Genomic DNA, 17280 nt, shown 5'->3' with positions numbered 1-17280 from the left:
CACTCTGCGATTTAGCTTAAAGATAAGTCCTTTATTATTCTGATTGATTCAAATAAAAAAGCCCGAACTGTATACTGCTCGGGCTAGTTGGTTGGGATATCAAATTTTATAAAGGTGAGCGGTTTATTACCGTATTCACTTTGCTATGAATTGACGAACCATCTACCAACGCTTCTTTGCCGCGCCATTTACGAATTAAACGTTTTGTATCTTCTAGTGCGACGTATTGACATGGGATCAAAATCAATGTGATTACGGTGGCAAATAACACCCCAAAGGCCAGTGATACAGCCATCGGAATTACAATTTGTGCCTGTAAGCTGGTTTCCATAATGATGGGTAATACACCAATAAAGGTGGTTACTGAGGTCAGTAATATTGCTCTAAAGCGACGAGCACCTGCTTGCATAACCGCTTCTTTTATTGCTACGCCTTCAGCGCGGGCTTTATTTACAAAATCAACCATAACAAGTGAGTCATTAACAACAATACCTGCCACGGCAATGATGCCAAACATTGATAGGCCGCTCATAGTCATGCCTAATACCATGTGGCCAAACATGGCACCTACAACACCAAATGGGATCACCGACATAATAATCAGTGGTTGCGAGTATGAGCGAAGCGGTATGGCTAATAAAGCAAAGATAATCATCAGTGAAATAGCAAAATCACGCAATTGTTCATCAGCACTTTCCATCTCTTCTTGTACTCGACCAGCAACGTTACTTTTAACGCCAGGGTAATTTTTAAGTAGCGAAGGTAAGTATTCGTCACGAATTTCTTGTGCGATAGCAAATGGCTCAACTTTGTCGGTATTGATAGCGGCCCATACATTGACCGTTCTGTTTGAGTTTTCACGGCGGATGCTGTTAACACCATCGACCAAGTTTATTTCTGCTACTTCGCTAAGCGGAACTTCAGCGCCTGATGGCGTAATAATCCGCGTACTATGTATATTACTGATTGAGTTACGCTCGTCTTCTGGGTAACGAATCATCACTTTGATCTCTTCGCCTTCACGTAAAATACGTTGTGCTTCTAACCCGTAGTAGCTAAAACTAACCTGTGATGCAACATCAGCAAGCGTTAAGCCCATGCTGTAGGCAAGTGGTTTTAAATTAAGTTGCACTTCGTCAGTAGCACTTTGCATTGAATCGTTCACATCGCCCACACCTTCCATGCTTTGTAGCTTCGCTTTTAGTACTGTAGCTACTTCTTTAAGTTCATCGGCATTTTTACCTTCAAGCCTAAAGCTAATATCGCCGTCATCCCGGCCACCGCCAAACAGGTTATCTTGAATAGTAAGGGTTTTAACCCCCGGTAGTGGCGGCATTTTTTCACGCCATAAGGTACTGAGTGTAAAGGTATCAATAGGGCGTTTGTCAGGTTCAATAAGAACTGCCATTAATTGAGCTCTGGTTCGGCCTCGTAGACTTACCGAAAGGTCACGGATCATTTTTTGTCCGTACTGGGCTTCAAGCTCTTCATCGACACTAAGTAGTACCGCTTCAATTTTTTTAGCGGTTTCGAGTGTTGCTTGCTCAGACGATTCAAGGTTCATCTCTACAACAATACGGGGGAAGTCGTGTGGTATTTTTGGGTTTGGTACAAACTTAACCAAGCCACCAGCAAACATACCAGCACTGACAATTAAAATACATAAAAAACCAATAATCACAGTATAACGGTAATGAATACAGTGACCTATAAATGGTGTGTAATAATTCTCAACAAACGATTTCAGGCCATTATCAACAATCATGCGTAGTTTGTGTAATGGATTTTTAGGATTAGCTTTACGTGGATTCATTGCTGCAATGTGAGCAGGCAAAATAAGTTTTGATTCAATCAACGAGAAAATTAAACATAATATAATAACGACACCAATGGCTTTAGAAAATGCAGCGCCGGGACCAGAGGCCATCGCTTGTGGCAAGAATGCGGCAATCGTCGTTAACACGCCAAATGTTGCAGGCATAGCAACGCGTTTTACACCACGGATAACATTATTGAGAGAGTGTCCGTGTTTTTCAATTTCTGCACTGGCTGATTCGCCCACTACAATGGCATCGTCCACCACAATACCCAGTACAATAATAAAGGCGAATAGCGACACCATATTAATGGTGATGTCTAAAAAGCCAATTGGCATAAACAAAAATGCACCTAAGAACGATACAGGTAAGCCCATCATTACCCAAAACGCTAATCTTAGTGGTAAGAATAGTGCCAATACAATCATGACCAAAATACCACCCCAAACCATGTTGTCGACCATCATATCGAGTCGACCTTGTAGGTAGTAAGTTAGATCAACCATAGGGGTGAGTTTGACACCTGCAGGCAGTTGGTCTGCTTTATCAGCTAAGTACTGTTTCAGCACTTTGGCAACGTCTGTTATATCCTGATCTTTAGATGCGTTAATTTCATAAATTAGCGAGTTTTTACCATTATATTTAGAGTAGAGTAGACCTTCTTCAAAACCATCATTAATAGTGGCTACATCGCCTAAATATATTTGTGCGCCGTCAGTAAGGGTAATTAAAGGAAGTTTCTCAAACTCATTACCGCGGTAGGCTTGTTTTTCAACACGCATCGAAATATAGCCATTTTCTGAACGTATTTGACCTGCTGACATATTGGTCGAAAAGCTTCTCACCGCGTTAGAGACATCTCTAAAAGTAAGGCCATATTCACGCAGTTTATCTGGGCTAATCTCAATACCTATTTCGTAATTTAAGCCGCTGAAAAAATCGACTAAATTGACGCTAGGTAAAGCCAGTAATTCATCCTCTAAATTGGTACCTAGTTCCTTTAATTGTGCATAGGTCATATCGCCATAAAGCGCAAGTACCATCACTTCTTGTTGAAACTTTTCGCGCTGAATAATTGGCCGCTCCATACCTGCAGGGAACGAGTTAATTGAGTCTACTTGGGCTTTTATTTCGTCTAGGGCTTCTTGAAGGTCGTACTTTTCTTCAATTTCGATCCAAGCTTGAGAATAACCACGGTTAGAATAGGTGATCAGGCGTTTTATACCTTCAGTACCTTCGAGGTTTTCTTCAATTTTGATGGTTATGCCTTCTTCCACTTCTTGTGGAGCTGCACCTGGGTAGACTGCTTGTACACTTACCCAATTACTTTCAAATTGTGGAAACGCTTGCTTGCGAATGGTCAAGGCTGTTAGCAGGCCACCCACCAGTATAAAAATCATAATCAAGTTTGCCGCAACTGGGTTACGCGCAAACCAAGCAATTAAGCCTTTTTCATTCTCAATGCTCATGATTTATTCCTCTTTTAGCGCAAGTTGCGTTGCACCAGTAGGTTTATCAGTGTTATTGAGTTTGACTTGCATGCCTTCGGTTGGAAAATCTAAAGCTGATGTGATCAATTGCTCACCATCATTTAAGCCTTGTGACGCGATGACCATACCATTTTGCTCTCTAACGATATTGAGAGGTTTAAATGACAGCGTTAAATCGTCATTCATTACTACTATTTTACCGTTTTTCACTAAATGATGCGGAACGATAATCGCATTATCCAATTCACGGCCAGCAATAGTGGCATTGATATAAGAGCCATAACGCAGTGGTTGTTCACTGGCATAAGGGGTATTCACTTGCGCAACTAAATAGCTCATACGACTTTTTTGATCGATAACACCTTCACTGCGGACAATCTTAGCCTGCCACGTCGTAGGCTTGCCAGCAAAGTCAGCACTGAGCGTAACGTTAGCGCCGATACCGCTGTTAGTCAGATATTGTAATTCTTTATCAGCCACTGGCAGGCGAATTTCAGCGACTAAAGTCGAGCTGAGAGCGCCAAACTGGCTGCCCGGGTTAACCACGCTACCCAAACTAATTACGCGTTCAGAAATAATCGCATCATAAGGCGCTTTAATATACGTACGTTCTAAATTACGGGTAGCGCGTTTTTCAGCTGCTTGCGCTGCGCGATAGCGAGCTAGTTTTTCTGCCAATTGCGGCTTGCGCAAATAGAGTTGTGATGGGATCATTTGGTTTGAATCGTCTTTTATACGGTCCCATTCAGCTTGTGCCACATGTGCTTGTGCGCGTTCAATTTCTAGGTCAGAGCTTGCTTGCGCCAACCCAGCTTGTGCTTCAATTAGTGCCGCTTCATAATCATTTGGATCTATTCGTGCTAGAATATCGCCTTGCTTAACAAAACCACCTTGCACAAATTGCTCAGATACAAACACCACTTGGCCACTTACTTGCGCAACCAGTGGAGTGTGATCTTTTGCTTTAACAACACCATACGATTTAACATCGAGGGTAATTGCATCAAGGTGAACTGGGTTAACAGAGACCAATGGGCGTGTATCTTGTGCTGGTTTTTCTTCCGGCGGTTGTTTCATTGCTGAAAACGCAACCGCTAGACCTATACCCGCGACTAGCACGGCAATAGGTAAAATGATTTGTTTTTTAGTAGCCACAGGGCTTTCCTCATAATTAGGTGACATTGTCATTATAATGAAGAAAGTGTTTACAAGGCGTATGAAGATGTAACAAGTCATTACACAATTAACATATTAATGAAATAGATCACAAAAAGGCAGAGTATGAACACATCAACAATGGCATGTCGGCTTGGCTGCGGGGCATGTTGTATTGCACCAAGCATTAGCTCACCGATCCCAGGTATGCCGCATGGTAAAAAAGCGGGAGAGCGGTGTATTCAATTAGATAACAACAACTTATGTAAATTGTTTGGTGATGAAATCCGGCCAAAAGTATGTAGTGATTTTAGTGCAACAATTGATGTATGTGGCACCAGCAACGCACAAGCATTGCAGTTGATCACTGAGCTTGAACAGATGACATAAAAAAACCGCATCTTAAAAAAATGCGGTTTTTATACATATTTTTTTATTTACCAGCTATAAGTTGCACTCAAAGTGTATTGCTCGCCACGGCCAGGGGTGCCGGGGATTTCTTCAAATGATTCGCCCCATAAGTTATCAGCTGCGAGGGTGATAAATAAGTTATCAAGCGCTGACGGGGTTATCTTTAGCGTTAAGTGGGTAAATAACGCTTCATCATCGCCATTTCTTAATGAATTTTCATGTTGTTTACGCCATTCATTATCTATTCTAAATTCCAGCAAATCCGTCGGTTGCCAAATTGCACCTAGGGTCGCGCGGTGATCAGGGAAATTTAACGCATAAAAACTAGCATCTATATCTGCTGCGCCATACGTTTCTGACTTATGCAGGTAAGTGTAACTGCTAATAAGTTCAACAGTATCAAAATGCTTAGTTGCTAAAAACTCAATACCTGCGGTGTCGATATCAACAGCGTTAGCTGCTCGGGCAGAGGTAGAGTCGAAGCTGTAAGTCCAATCAGTTAGATTGTCATCTTGGCGATAAAAAATCGCTGAATCTAAACGCCAAGTAGATTCTTCAAGCAATAAACCCAGCTCTAGGTTCTGGGTGGTTTCGCGTTCAAGATCATAGTTACTTCTAAATAAACCACCTGATTCACTGCCGCCGATGGCTGTGTATCCGGCAACTTGGCTTGCCTGTGCATACGATAAGTACACTGTGCGCTCTGTGCCATCATTATTGAGGGTATGCCAAGCTAAGTCGCCAAGCAGCGAGAGTTGCGAGTCGTCTCTGTTGGTATCGTCAAAAGCGGCGCCTAAGCGTACTGTCAGCAATTGGTTAGTATCAATCGCAGTTTTGTATTCTGGCAACACGCTGAGCTTATAATAATTGCGTGAGGTAAACTTATTCTCAAGGGTGGTAGATTCAATTGCATCTTCCATGTATTGCGCTGAGTAGTTTATTGCAAACGAGTCAGTATTACTATGGCGCCCTGAAAGCGCGAGTGCTTTGACTTCTGTTTCATGAAACGCTTCAAATGCACTGGGGTTTTCACGCGAGTAAATATAATGGTCGTTATTTTTACGATAATAAGCGGATACTTCAAAAGAGCTGTTTTTTGTATAGCCTTGTTTATGGTTAAGCATCAGTAATTGCGTATCAAGATCTTCGGTTTCGTTTACCCCAAATGGCGTGTACAAGTTTGGCCAACCAAAAAACTTTTGCTGCGAGCCGTAAAATAAATCTGTTTGCGATTGCGGACCAGTTAATTGCACGCGGCCAGAGGCACGGGTAAAATCGTGATCGCCATTGTCTATGGTGCCGTCACTTTGCGAATGAGCGTAGTCACCTTGAAAACCCAGTTGCCAATTAGGTTGGCTTTCAAGTGGCACACTGACTCCAGCATTGATACTTTGTAAGTTAAAGTCGTTATTACCCGTACCTAATGACACACTGCCGCCAGTAATAATGGGCGTCCAACCAAACGATACTGTACCAACCGAGCTATTCACACCATACAGGGCATTATCAACGCCAGTAAAAATATCTGCGGTATCAAGCATCTGTGGTGCAATTGGAATTTCAGCAAAGTAATGACCTGATTGAGGATCGAATAAGGTGGCACTGCCAACCCGAAAACCGGTGTTTTCAAAAATGCCACCGCGGATAGTGACATCCGCTTGCGCTTCAGCCATATTTCGCGATTGCAGATCAACACGTGGATCGTATTCTAAATTTGAGATCGGCGCGGCAAAGGTGCCCACAGGTTCGTTATTTGCGGTTGCTGACACTTTTACTGTTATTTGTTCAATGTTATCAGTGTTATTTTTCTCATTAGTCGCAAGTGCAGTGGTTGATAAACTGCAAAAAATAGCAGGTAGGACTAGTTGTACTGTTTTTATCACTTTAAAATCTCTTTACGCTTTTATATATTGCTGCATGAGCAAACACGCTATATCAGCGTATTATCTAATTAGGGCGCTATTGTATATGAATAAGAGAAAATTGCATTTGATAATCATTCATGGTTATTCACATAGGTTTAATATATGAGCACATTAGATAACACCAATTTAGACTGTGTTTATTTTGCTGGCGGTTGCTTGTGGGGTGTACAAGAGTTTATCAAGCATTTACCTGGAGTAGTAAGCACAGAAGCAGGGCGTGCCAATGGCACCAGTAATACGACCGCGGGCGAATATGATGGTTATGCAGAATGTGTGCAGGTGGTTTTTGATACCGATAAAGTGGAGTTGAACACCTTGATCAGTTATTTCTTTGAAATTATTGATCCCTACAGTATTAACAAGCAAGGTGATGACGTAGGGCCAAAATACCGTACGGCCATTTACAGTAAACAGACAGCGCATCTATACATAGCCCGTGATTATATCAGCCAACGCGATGATGCAGCTAAAATCGTAGTTGAAGTACTGCCGTTAACAAATTACGTAGCAAGCGATCCTGAGCACCAAGACCGCTTAACTAATTACCCTGATGATTACTGCCATATTCCGCGGGACTTGCTGCATAAATATAAAGTCGAATAACTGAGTGATCTCAATGAGAGGGTATTTAAAAAAAAGCTTTAATGGCTTAGTAAGCTAGAATCAAACTTTATTCTGCTTGCGCTTCTTTTTAGCTTTGTTTTGCTTACGAGGAAACATATCTCTAAAAAGGTAGGGCACAGCTAAAAAGTAGATCCCAGTTCCAAAATAAAAAAGAAGATAAAAAAGATAAGTAAACGGCGACGCTGAAAAAAAATAAACGTCAGATTCGACCCGGTAATCTGTTGGAGTCAGAATATAGCCGTCATATATAAATTTTATCGCACAAACTATTAAAACAAGGCCTGTTGCACAAGAAAAAATAGAGAATGCGATTTGATTCAATAGCATTCTAGTATTACTGATATCTATATATTTTACTTTTGGTTTCTTTTTTTTATTTTTTGATTGCTTCATTTTTACCAAAAAAAGTAATAATTACTGATACCAATATTCCTACAAAACCAATGCTTGAAAAAACCAGACTATATTGGCTTTTAATATTGAAAATATTTAATAAGCTAGTTATTAATAATAAAAAAACACCAATAATTTTTATAATCGTTAGTGTTTTATTCAAACAAAACCACTCTTTACAAGACGGACATTGTTTTTCAATGAAAATACGATTTTTGTTAATATTTTTTATATCTTTAGCTGTAATCTTACTTTTACAATGAGGGCACGTTACTTTCATTTTATTCCTTTATTCCTTTATTCCTTTAATTCGTCTTTATTTATTTCTCTTAATACTCTAAATCCTACAGCATAAGAAACGTAATAATCATCTAAACTCATCCTAAGAGAATGGTGTACATAAGGTTGAGCTGTTAACCAGTTTGCGCCTTTAGCAACTTTTTCATTACAATCACCGCGATAGTTGGCATCAGTCGTTTTATTAGTATTCAGATGGCTATCTGAATAGCAATCTCCCACCCATTCAGATACATTTGAAGTCATATCAAATAAACCAAAAGGGTTTGCTTTTAGTATGCCCACTTGCCAAGAATGTCCTTTGTCAGTGCCTTTTGGGCAGCCTCCTAGATCTCTATCGCAGTGGCCTATTCCTTGCCTATATTCATCACCCCACCAAAATTTACTATCTGTTCCAGCTCGAGCAGCGTATTCCCATTCAACTTCGCTAGGTAAGCGATAAATATTGCCAGTCTCTTTGCTTAGCCATTTTGTGTACGCGACTGCATCGAACCAAGAAATATTTACCACAGGTTGTTTACCACGTCCCCAGCCTTCATCGTTAGGGCACGAACGTATTCCGGTTTTACAAAATTTATCATATTGCTCAAACGTCACTTCAGTTTCACTTAATGCATAAGGAGACTCTATTTTTGCTTTAAATATAGGGGCTTCATTTTGAAATGAACGAAAATTTTCTCCGCCTATAGTGCCAACTCCAGCCGGAATTATTACCATTTTTGGAGATTTTTCACCATCGGTTAGTTTGTCTTGAATATAAACAACCTTATGGTTAGTGAGTTTTAAACTAGACCAACTAATATTAAAAAAACCAACGAATATTCCCATCAAAATTATAGATACAAAAAAATATTTAATTTTCAATTTAGATAACATGTTTTACTCATTAATAAATTTAAGAAGTGGTAATACCAATAACAAAACTTGCTGATTTTTTAGTATTCTCAGGCAAGGTGCGAGCACTTCCGTATATTGTAGCTGCAGCTCCAGCTCCTGTTGCTAATGATGCTTTAGTAAGAAAAGCTCTGTAAAAAGAACTTCTTATTAATCGCTGGACTTGTGCTTGAGTGTATACTTTGGTTGCTTTAGTTCCATCGTCTAACAAAACTTGACCGCGTATAACTTGTTTAAGTAACTTTTGATTTTTAACTAATTGAGGGTTATTGATTTTTAACATTTCAACAGCGAGCTTTTTACGATTTTCGCGTGTCATTCCTTTGTACATTTTTAATAATTTATTCTGTCCTAACGCTTTATTTTGTTTAAATTTAACAAGTAACGAGCCAGCTTCCAAACCTGCTTTAGTTAAATCTGCAACCTGAATTATATCTAAAGTAAACATTAAAGTTGAAAAAGTAGGAGATGCATCAAGCCATTGGTTATACTCTGCATTACCGCTTAAATGGTTAAATACACGACCCACACCAACTCCACATTGAAAAGTGGCAGCGGTAGTTGAGGTTAAAGTTAATGGAATTGCAGCCCATGTAGCGCCAAGACTTGCAGCTCCGCCACCCATTTCGGCGAAAACTAAAACCCAACCAGAAGTTGCGCCAGCGCATGAAATGCCCATGGTTGTAGTTTCATCCCATAATGAAGAATTAATCTTATCTATTCTTTGTTCGACCTTCATTTGTTTAGGGAATACAAATTCGCGGATATAAATATTTTTTCTGTCTGCTCTACAGCTTGCTCGGAGCACTTTACTATTGTAGTGGCTGTTTGGATTCAAAAGTAAACTACCTGGGTTTACTGAAAGTTTAGCAATACTATCTTTCTCAGCTTCAAAAATTACACCTGAGTGTCTAAACTCTGGGTCTGAGTCAAGGGAAGCGTACATTTCTCGAAGTACATCTTTTGGGAATAGTTTTTGAATTTTAAGTACGAAAGTAGGATCTAATGACATATTATTTATTCCTTTAAATATTTCCGATAATCTAACATATTTTATTTGTTATTTAAATTTCTTTTGTTTTGAATTGAGGTTTTGGAATTATTAAATGTTATTTAAAAACAATATTAGACTGATTTACTAACAAAAAAGCTCACTAAAAAGTGAGCTTTTAAAAATTATTTATAGCAGATTATTGTGCTAGTTTTTCAGGCGGAAAGCCAGAAAGAATAGTCGCAACTGCTTCTCTTACTGCTTCGTTACGCTCTTCAGGAGATTGCTTCTTCTGTAAACGGCCTTCGCGTGCACCACGCCATACTAGTTGATTAGACTCGCGATCAACAACGTCTAAAATCAACGTACCCACATCGTATTCATGAGTTGTAGTTTGCGTATTGTAGCCCATACCCCAGTAGTTCCAGCGTGCGCCATAACCTACGTTAAACGTATCAACATCAATTTTAGTATCTACAGACGCATGGTAGTTAAGTAATACGTCAGCGGCAGATAAATCAACAAGTGACATGCCTTGCGCTTGTAATTGTGTATTAACCGCTTCACGTACACGTTGTTCCATTAATGGACTGATTTGATAGTTACCTGCATTTGCAAGAGTAGCTTGTGGCATCCAAGCAAATGTTTTGTAATTACTAAAATCAACTGATTTATCGTAATCAACATCAGGTGTTTTTGCACAGGCTGCTAGCATAAGCACTGCTGCGGCAATTAGTAAGTTCTTCATGTTTTTGCTCCTTGGCAAATTTAAGCTCTATTCATTTGATAACATAACATAAAAATAATTCAACGGAATGACATTTTTTACCTATTATATACAAACTGCTTGATTACAACTGAGTTTAGTCGTCTCAGGCTGAATGATAAATTAATTTTCAGATGTCTCAGCCTGTTCATGCTCTACTTCTATCCAGTCTTTTTCATCGACCCAATTTTGCGCGCCGTCTTTAACCGAACGAATGGGAACTATATAGTCACAACTAATTTGCGGTTTCACCGAGGCAAATATAGGCACAAACCCAAAGCTTAATGCTGTTTCGATAATCGCTTTTTGATTTTGCGGATCGATATCAGCTGCTTCATCAATGTAAATTGGAATACGGTATAAGTTTTGTTCTTGATCGCTTAATAGATAGCGAATAAACAACATACCGCACAATAACTTAATAGTGATCCGCGTACCATTTGAACCAGCTGAATCAATTTTTTCAAAGTGCTCAGTTTCGCCTGCGCGATTTACCACTTCAAAACGAATATCAAATAAATCAGTTAAGGTTAAACCCGCTTTATCAGAGGCGAGTTTAATTAAGTGATCTTTGGCTTCGTTTACAGCACTTTCGCTATACGGTTCTTGGCTTAGTAGATCAAGTGTGTCACCTTGCTCAAACTGATTTGACGTGCTGATAATGGTATCAATACTATCTACCAGCATTTTGCGAGGGATCACGTTAATTTTAAACGCTTGCAGATTAGAAATACGATGCTGACTAATGCCTTTGTTAAAGCTGTTCATTTCACGGCGCAGGCGGTCTAAATCTTCCCGCAGGCCTTTAATCGTCGCAGCTACTTCAGTCAATGCAACACGTGCTTGGCGTTCAACCGCGTCGCGTTCGTTATCAATATTATGAAACGCGCCAATGAGTTTTTGATATTTACTAAACTCGTCGTTTTCGTTATCAAATTTAGTAATACCGGCATTATAGATATGCAAATAGGTATTACGCACGTTGATATCAAAATTACGCAGCTCTTGGCAGTCTTTATTGAAGTGATGTACTAAATCGCTGAGATTATCAAAGTCGATTTGAATATCAATCATATACGGGGTGACTTTACCGCTGTATAAATCGAGGGTATGGTCAATGCGCTCCGATTTAACTTGGCGTAGGCGATCTGCTTGGCGGGAAATCAGATCTTTTTTCGATTTAATAATTGAGCGTCTATCACTAATTGAGCCACTGTTGTTTTGAATATCTTGCAGGTAGCTATCAACTTGCTCGCGTTCAGCTAATAACTGCTCTTTTAATAATGCCTGTGCATCATTAGATTGCAGCATAGTTTGGTATTGCTCAAAGCGCTTTAATGCGCTTTCTGCTGCCATTAGTTCATCATATAACGCATCTTTTTCTTTTTGCTTTTCGGCTACGTTTGCGGCAACGTCACGCTGTTGCTTGAACTCAGAAAGAGAATGCTCAAGAGCGCTGAGTTGGGCGCTGAGTTGCTCTTTATTTTCACCTGTTTGCATTTGCACCGGCGAGAGCTTTTTCAGCTTAATAGTCGCACCGGGTAGAGTGAGTACGCCGCCTTTCACGTTATCTGATAATTGTTCTAAAAATTCGCCAAATGCCGCTTCATCAGTAATATCTATATCACCATTGCTAGTGGTGGCGAATGACAGAATATCAGGGTTTAGAATGCGTGAAATTTCTTCCACTTCTTTGAGCGATAAATCCTCGCGCATGCGAGTAAACAAATTAAACTCAAGGTTTTTAAGTTGCAGCTTTAAGCTCTTAATTTGTTTTTGCGTTTCACTAATACGGTAATCAAGGGTATGTAAACTTTGCCCTTGGGCACTGTTGATTGAATGAGACAGTGACTCGTAATCTTGCTTTAATTGCCCAAGGCTGACTTTTAAAGTCGCTAAGTTAACCAGTTCAAATTCAGATTTAAGCGCGCCGAAGTCTAAAAACCATTGCTCAATTTGAGTTTGTCTGCGTTCAATATCACGCGATTGCTGGACATAAAGTTGTTGTTTTTGCTCAAACTCGTGTTTTTCGTGTTCAATGTCTTCAAGGGCAACATTAAGCTCGCTCAATTGCGCTTCTTGATAAGTATCAAAGTCAATTAATGCTTGGTCAATTTTAGGCGCGTAGGCGGCAAGTTTTCCTTTGAGTACCGTTTGATTCTCAAGCATTGACTCAAGTGCTGCAATCGGTTCTTGCATTGATTCAAGCGCTTTTAATTCTCGCTTTGAACGGTTTACTTTATCAAATGAGCGTCGCCATACCTCATAAAAGTCGACCTTAGAGTTTGACATATGGCGTTCAAACACACGCAGCATAAAGCGTTTAACATCGGCGGCACCGAGTTTATGTAAGTTCAAAATACGGCGAAAAATTTCTTTATAAATAGCCGAGTCTTGTACGTTATTAAGCGGGATCATTTTTAAGTTAATATCACCATCAAATGGTGTAGCACCGCCAGTCAACAGGGCATTTAGCTCTTGGGCTTTAAGCTCAATTGGGTTAAAACCTTGCTCTTTTAAATGATTAAATAGCTTAGTGAACTTAATGATGGTTTTACCTTGAGTATATTGCTCTAGGTTGAGTTTGCCTTGGTAACAAAAAAACTGATGCGCGTAACCGGCAATTTTACCAAGCCCAGCCACACCAATAACCACAGGGCCATGGGGGAGGTCGGCTTCAAGCAAAATATACGATTGATCGGAGGCAAAATAAAATTTACGTGTTTCGTCTAAATCATGGCCGTCCCATTCGGTAAGGCGCAAATCGTTGATAAGTGGAAACTGCAGGGCGTTTATAACTGAGCTTTTACCGGTATTATTTGGTGCACAAATCGAGCTACTTTTATCAAGCGGGATCACACATTTGGCATAGCCTGCGGTATTTAATAATGCCAGTTTACTGAGGCCGTATAGATTATTCATTATTCGTCCTCTCCAAGGTAGGTTTCTTCGTTTACTTCCATTAGGGCATCTATATAACGGTAAATAGGGGCTTGTAGCATAAAGCCATTTTCTACTTCTCGGCTGAGGCCTAAACGTACCATGCGCAAGTACACGTCTTTGCGTAAATCAGAGCCAGAGAAAATTTCCAGTTGATCAAACAAGTGTTTATTCATTTGCACCAGGGTTTGCATAAGTTCTAAATCATTTACCTCGTCAAATAAAGCGCGCATCGGATCTTTACCTGAGTTAGCGTAATGCTCAATTAATATATAAACGGTTAAGGCAATCGCACGGGATATTTTGCCCATGTTTGGCGTACTTTCATCGCTGGCAAAATAGTAAAAACCGCGGCTGTCGTGTTGTAAGTCGTGCCCTAGAGCGTTAAACAAGTCACGGTAGGCATCAATTTGTTGATCAAGCTCTTGCCACATAACGGTATCTTGTTCGCTAATATGATAACCCGTCACTAATTTTTTATTAATCGCTTGAAGGTGCGTTAATTCAGCTAAATTTATTTGTGTCATAACTTACTCATTCCCTGTTGAAGATTGCTCTGATGCAACAGAGTTAGAATTAAATGGTTTTGTATTAAACGGAAAGAGTGAAAAATGTTGTCCTGCGATTTTTACCCGCATTTTTTCATCACTTTGATTGATTTCAAGCTCAGTGTCGCTGACCAGTTTTTGATATAAAAACAGCATTTCGTCGGCTTCAAGGTCGGGATAACTCTCCCCTAAAAAGCTCAATAATGGCTGAGGCTTTTTACGCTTCGTATTGAAGCGCTTTTTAAAGTTCGCTTTCACATTGTTGTAATCTGGAATATTGGGTGTAACAAAAGCTGGCACATCTTGTTGATCAGGAAGTTCGTATTCACTGTGTTCAAACTCAACAAGTGCAGCCATATAAGCCACCATGTGGCGTTGTTGCCCCAATGAGAACCGCTGTGTGTCAGACACAAAATGTGGTTGTACGGCGCTGAGCATATTATCAACCCCATTTTTACGCACTAAACCAAGGACTTTGGCTGCTTGACGAGTGATCATATTATTTCGGCGTAGCTCTTCACGCAGTGGCATCAGCATATCAGCGCTTTTACGTAGACTTTCTCGGCCAACTAAGTGCATTTCTAATATACGGGTGCGTAGTCGTTCCAGCATACGTTTATCTTGATACGCTTTACCGCTGCGCTCGATATACTCAATTTGCGTACTTATTTGCGCTTCGATGGTATTAAAGCAAGCATGAAAATCGCCGCGAATATCCACCATTTCTAGCATCGGCTCTATGTATTCATCAAAGGCTTCAATAACGGCTTTGTAGCGCTTTTGCAGCGATTGTACGGCATTGTTAGCTTTTGCTTGTTCAACGATATTTAAAATAGCATTTTCGTTGTGGGCAAATAGCTTCATTATTTTACGCACCCGATCATCCATAATACGACTAAAACGGCGCATTTCGTCGTAGTCTTCAATACTGCCTGCGTTATCTAAACGATTACCCAAGCGAGCTAAATCGTCTACCAATACACTAATTTCTTGTGCTAAACCAAGATGTTCTTCTTGCAATAAAAAAGTGGCAAAATCTGCAATCGCGCGATTAATTTCAAGCTGCGACGACTTAGCCAAAGGAATAATAATATCTTGGTTTAAAAGGCGGTTGGTCTCTTTGTATATACGCTCATTTGACCACGTTGGCTGTTTTTGTTTGATCGCATTTTGTACGTCTTTTAAGCTGAAATCAGCCATTTTAAAACGTTTAAATAGCAGTTCTAACATTCCCCAATGCTCTGTTAGGGTATTTAGTAACTTTTTAGCTGGGATCATAAAGCTCCAGTAACTCTAATTAATACTGTATAGCCTAGGTACAGACTATCAGCGATTTGTCTTATAAAAATGAATTTGCAATAGTTTTACACAGTCTTTGGTGCTAGACTGCGCGCCGTGTCGTCCTGCGGCATATAGCATACAATTTTTACATTTTTATAAAGGTTGTTCAAACACCATGGTATCTGCAATTATCCTAACCCTGATAACGCTTGCATTCGTGCTCATCGTTATAGAGGATATTATCCATGTAAACAAGGCCAAAACCACGCTTTTCTTTGGTACTTTATGCTGGATTATCTTATTTATCTCGCCGCTCAACGGGCAAAGCCCCGAAAACATACAACATCAACTTGATCACAATATTTTAGAGATTGCCACACTCTGGTTGTTTTTAATGGCTGCAATGACCTTTGTTGCCTATTTAAACTCCAAAGGTTTTATCCAAAATATTGTGCACAGAGTCATGCCCAGTGCAATAAGCGAACGCAAGTTGATGTTTTTGATTGGTGGGTTTTCCTTTTTATTTTCGTCGATTTCAGACAATATCACAGCTACCTTGATCTCCCTTGCGGTAGTGATGTCGTTAAAACTCGATCCGAAAAAGCTTATTAAATACGCCACATTAATTATTTTTAGCGTTAACTCGGGTGGTGTGTCATTGATCACCGGCGATGTAACAACACTAATGATTTTCCTAGATGGAAAAGTAAGTATTGCGAACTTGTTATTGTTAGTAGTGCCTGCACTGGCAAGTGTTGCACTGCTGGCGATCATGCTATCGTTTGGCTTAAATGGTGCTGTTGAGTTTACTAAACAAGAAGAGCGCCGTATTGAAAAAACCGATATTACAATTGCAGTTATTTTCTTATCAACTATTTTCGCTACACTGACACTCAGCGTGCTTTATCATGTGCCGCCGTTGTTAACTTTCTTATTTGGGTTGTCATTGATGTTTTTAGTGGCGCAATTTTTAATGCGCAAAAAAGACGTGAATAAAAAAATTATCGATTATATTCGTGAAATCGAATACGACACTTTGCTGTTCTTCGTTGGTGTATTATTACTGGTAGGTGCTTTAAAAGAAGTAGGTATGCTAAGTAAGTTCACGCATCTTTATGAACTAATGCCTGCGCAATACGCTAACTACTTAATGGGTATTTTGTCAGCCGCGGTTGATAACGTACCACTGACGGCCGCTCTACTTAAAGCAGAAATCGTGATGAGTCCGCAGCAATGGCTATCATTTACTTATGCAACCGGCGTGGGTGGCTCTATGCTAATCATCGGCTCTGCGGCAGGTATTATTGCCATGAGTAAAGTTAAAGCGCTGACCTTTATGAGTTATTTACGTATGTCGGTGTATTTATTAATAGCGTATACAATCGGTTATATTGGGTCGTATTTAGCAGGTAGCTTTATTTAATAGCCTTTATTATTTAAAACAACTTGACAGCTAGACGTCTAAACGATAACTTTCAAAGCCCACTTTATGTGGGCTTTGTTATTTTAATTGGTAATTATAGAATGCAATTAATCTAACATTCAGAAGAGGTGCGGTATTTAGGTACTTAATGTGAGGCGACGACTGCCAACGACCATTAAGGAGGGAAATATTCGCCGAGAAAAACAACTGCACGTCACAGTGGTTTTTCGGTTTATGGGGCTGAATCCTCAAAACTGTCACCAATTAGGTGGAGAGCTTCTGGCAGTGGACTTTTCTTATCGAGCACCCCCTTGCCAAGTTCTTC

13 protein-coding genes and 1 riboswitch are annotated in these 17280 nt (G+C 39.9%); of the genes, 3 read left to right on the top strand and 10 right to left on the bottom strand.

What is annotated here, in order from left to right; translation table 11 throughout:
• Nucleotides 1-106: 106 nt before the first annotated feature.
• Nucleotides 107-3286, bottom strand: a complete 3180-nt coding sequence (locus tag V7783_RS03295; protein ID WP_335677527.1) for an efflux RND transporter permease subunit — start codon at nt 3284-3286, stop codon at nt 107-109.
• Nucleotides 3287-3289: 3 nt separating this feature from the next.
• Entirely contained in the window at nt 3290-4462 is a 1173-nt protein-coding gene (locus tag V7783_RS03290) for an efflux RND transporter periplasmic adaptor subunit (protein WP_335677526.1), read from the bottom strand.
• Nucleotides 4463-4588: 126 nt separating this feature from the next.
• Here V7783_RS03290 and V7783_RS03285 point away from each other — a divergent pair, with 126 nt between their 5' ends.
• A complete protein-coding gene (locus V7783_RS03285; RefSeq protein WP_335677525.1) occupies nt 4589-4852 on the top strand; it encodes a YkgJ family cysteine cluster protein in 264 nt (87 codons plus the stop codon).
• Nucleotides 4853-4899: 47 nt separating this feature from the next.
• Here V7783_RS03285 and V7783_RS03280 read toward each other — a convergent pair whose 3' ends face one another.
• Nucleotides 4900-6756, bottom strand: a complete 1857-nt coding sequence (locus V7783_RS03280; protein ID WP_335677524.1) for a TonB-dependent receptor plug domain-containing protein — start codon at nt 6754-6756, stop codon at nt 4900-4902.
• A 144-nt stretch (nt 6757-6900) separates the two neighbouring features.
• Between V7783_RS03280 and V7783_RS03275 the strand changes: the two genes are divergently transcribed.
• Nucleotides 6901-7401 carry a peptide-methionine (S)-S-oxide reductase gene (locus V7783_RS03275; protein WP_335677523.1) on the top strand — a complete coding sequence of 167 codons (501 nt, stop codon included), beginning with the start codon at nt 6901-6903 and terminating at the stop codon, nt 7399-7401.
• Between the two features lie 394 nt (nt 7402-7795).
• Here V7783_RS03275 and V7783_RS03270 read toward each other — a convergent pair whose 3' ends face one another.
• From V7783_RS03270 to V7783_RS03240, 7 genes are all read right to left on the bottom strand, one after another.
• Nucleotides 7796-8095, bottom strand: coding sequence for a hypothetical protein (locus V7783_RS03270; protein ID WP_335677522.1), 300 nt, complete (start codon nt 8093-8095; stop codon nt 7796-7798).
• Between the two features lie 17 nt (nt 8096-8112).
• Entirely contained in the window at nt 8113-8988 is an 876-nt protein-coding gene (locus tag V7783_RS03265; RefSeq protein ID WP_335677521.1) for a formylglycine-generating enzyme family protein, read from the bottom strand.
• Nucleotides 8989-9007: 19 nt separating this feature from the next.
• The gene (locus V7783_RS03260) at nt 9008-10018 is read right to left on the bottom strand and encodes a hypothetical protein (RefSeq protein ID WP_335677520.1); all 1011 of its coding nucleotides are present in this window, start codon (nt 10016-10018) and stop codon (nt 9008-9010) included.
• A 178-nt stretch (nt 10019-10196) separates the two neighbouring features.
• Complete coding sequence (locus V7783_RS03255; RefSeq protein ID WP_335677518.1) at nt 10197-10745, bottom strand: DUF4136 domain-containing protein; 549 nt, start codon at nt 10743-10745, stop codon at nt 10197-10199.
• Nucleotides 10746-10886: 141 nt separating this feature from the next.
• Nucleotides 10887-13685 carry an ATPase gene (locus tag V7783_RS03250; protein WP_335677517.1) on the bottom strand — a complete coding sequence of 933 codons (2799 nt, stop codon included), beginning with the start codon at nt 13683-13685 and terminating at the stop codon, nt 10887-10889.
• A complete protein-coding gene (locus V7783_RS03245) occupies nt 13685-14230 on the bottom strand; it encodes a condensin complex protein MksE (RefSeq protein ID WP_335677516.1) in 546 nt (181 codons plus the stop codon). Before V7783_RS03245 ends, V7783_RS03250 begins: the two co-directional genes overlap by 1 nt.
• A 3-nt stretch (nt 14231-14233) precedes the next feature.
• Nucleotides 14234-15529 (bottom strand): hypothetical protein, encoded by a 1296-nt coding sequence (locus V7783_RS03240; RefSeq protein WP_335677515.1) that lies wholly within the window; start codon nt 15527-15529, stop codon nt 14234-14236.
• Nucleotides 15530-15707: 178 nt separating this feature from the next.
• Here V7783_RS03240 and nhaD point away from each other — a divergent pair, with 178 nt between their 5' ends.
• Nucleotides 15708-16955 carry a sodium:proton antiporter NhaD gene (nhaD, locus tag V7783_RS03235; RefSeq protein WP_064666008.1) on the top strand — a complete coding sequence of 416 codons (1248 nt, stop codon included), beginning with the start codon at nt 15708-15710 and terminating at the stop codon, nt 16953-16955.
• A gap of 115 nt (nt 16956-17070) precedes the next feature.
• A riboswitch (Lysine riboswitch) is annotated at nt 17071-17242 on the top strand.
• The last annotated feature ends 38 nt before the right edge of the window (nt 17243-17280 follow it).

Origin of the sequence: Pseudoalteromonas sp. (assembly GCF_036960685.1) — a bacterium.
Taxonomy (GTDB): Bacteria; Pseudomonadota; Gammaproteobacteria; order Enterobacterales; family Alteromonadaceae; genus Pseudoalteromonas.
This window is presented reverse-complemented; position numbering and strand designations above follow the sequence as displayed.

Bases quoted from the DNA above. Each gene is read 5' to 3' on its own strand.
- V7783_RS03295 (WP_335677527.1), bottom strand. From the start codon at position 3,286: ATGAGCATTGAGAATGAAAAAGGCTTAATTGCTTGGTTTGCGCGTAAC.
- V7783_RS03285 (WP_335677525.1), top strand. From the start codon at position 4,589: ATGAACACATCAACAATGGCATGTCGGCTTGGCTGCGGGGCATGTTGT.
- V7783_RS03275 (WP_335677523.1), top strand. From the start codon at position 6,901: ATGAGCACATTAGATAACACCAATTTAGACTGTGTTTATTTTGCTGGC.
- V7783_RS03270 (WP_335677522.1), bottom strand. From the start codon at position 8,095: ATGAAAGTAACGTGCCCTCATTGTAAAAGTAAGATTACAGCTAAAGAT.
- V7783_RS03265 (WP_335677521.1), bottom strand. From the start codon at position 8,988: ATGTTATCTAAATTGAAAATTAAATATTTTTTTGTATCTATAATTTTG.
- V7783_RS03260 (WP_335677520.1), bottom strand. From the start codon at position 10,018: ATGTCATTAGATCCTACTTTCGTACTTAAAATTCAAAAACTATTCCCA.
- V7783_RS03255 (WP_335677518.1), bottom strand. From the start codon at position 10,745: ATGAAGAACTTACTAATTGCCGCAGCAGTGCTTATGCTAGCAGCCTGT.
- V7783_RS03250 (WP_335677517.1), bottom strand. From the start codon at position 13,685: ATGAATAATCTATACGGCCTCAGTAAACTGGCATTATTAAATACCGCA.
- V7783_RS03245 (WP_335677516.1), bottom strand. From the start codon at position 14,230: ATGACACAAATAAATTTAGCTGAATTAACGCACCTTCAAGCGATTAAT.
- V7783_RS03240 (WP_335677515.1), bottom strand. From the start codon at position 15,529: ATGATCCCAGCTAAAAAGTTACTAAATACCCTAACAGAGCATTGGGGA.
- nhaD (WP_064666008.1), top strand. From the start codon at position 15,708: ATGGTATCTGCAATTATCCTAACCCTGATAACGCTTGCATTCGTGCTC.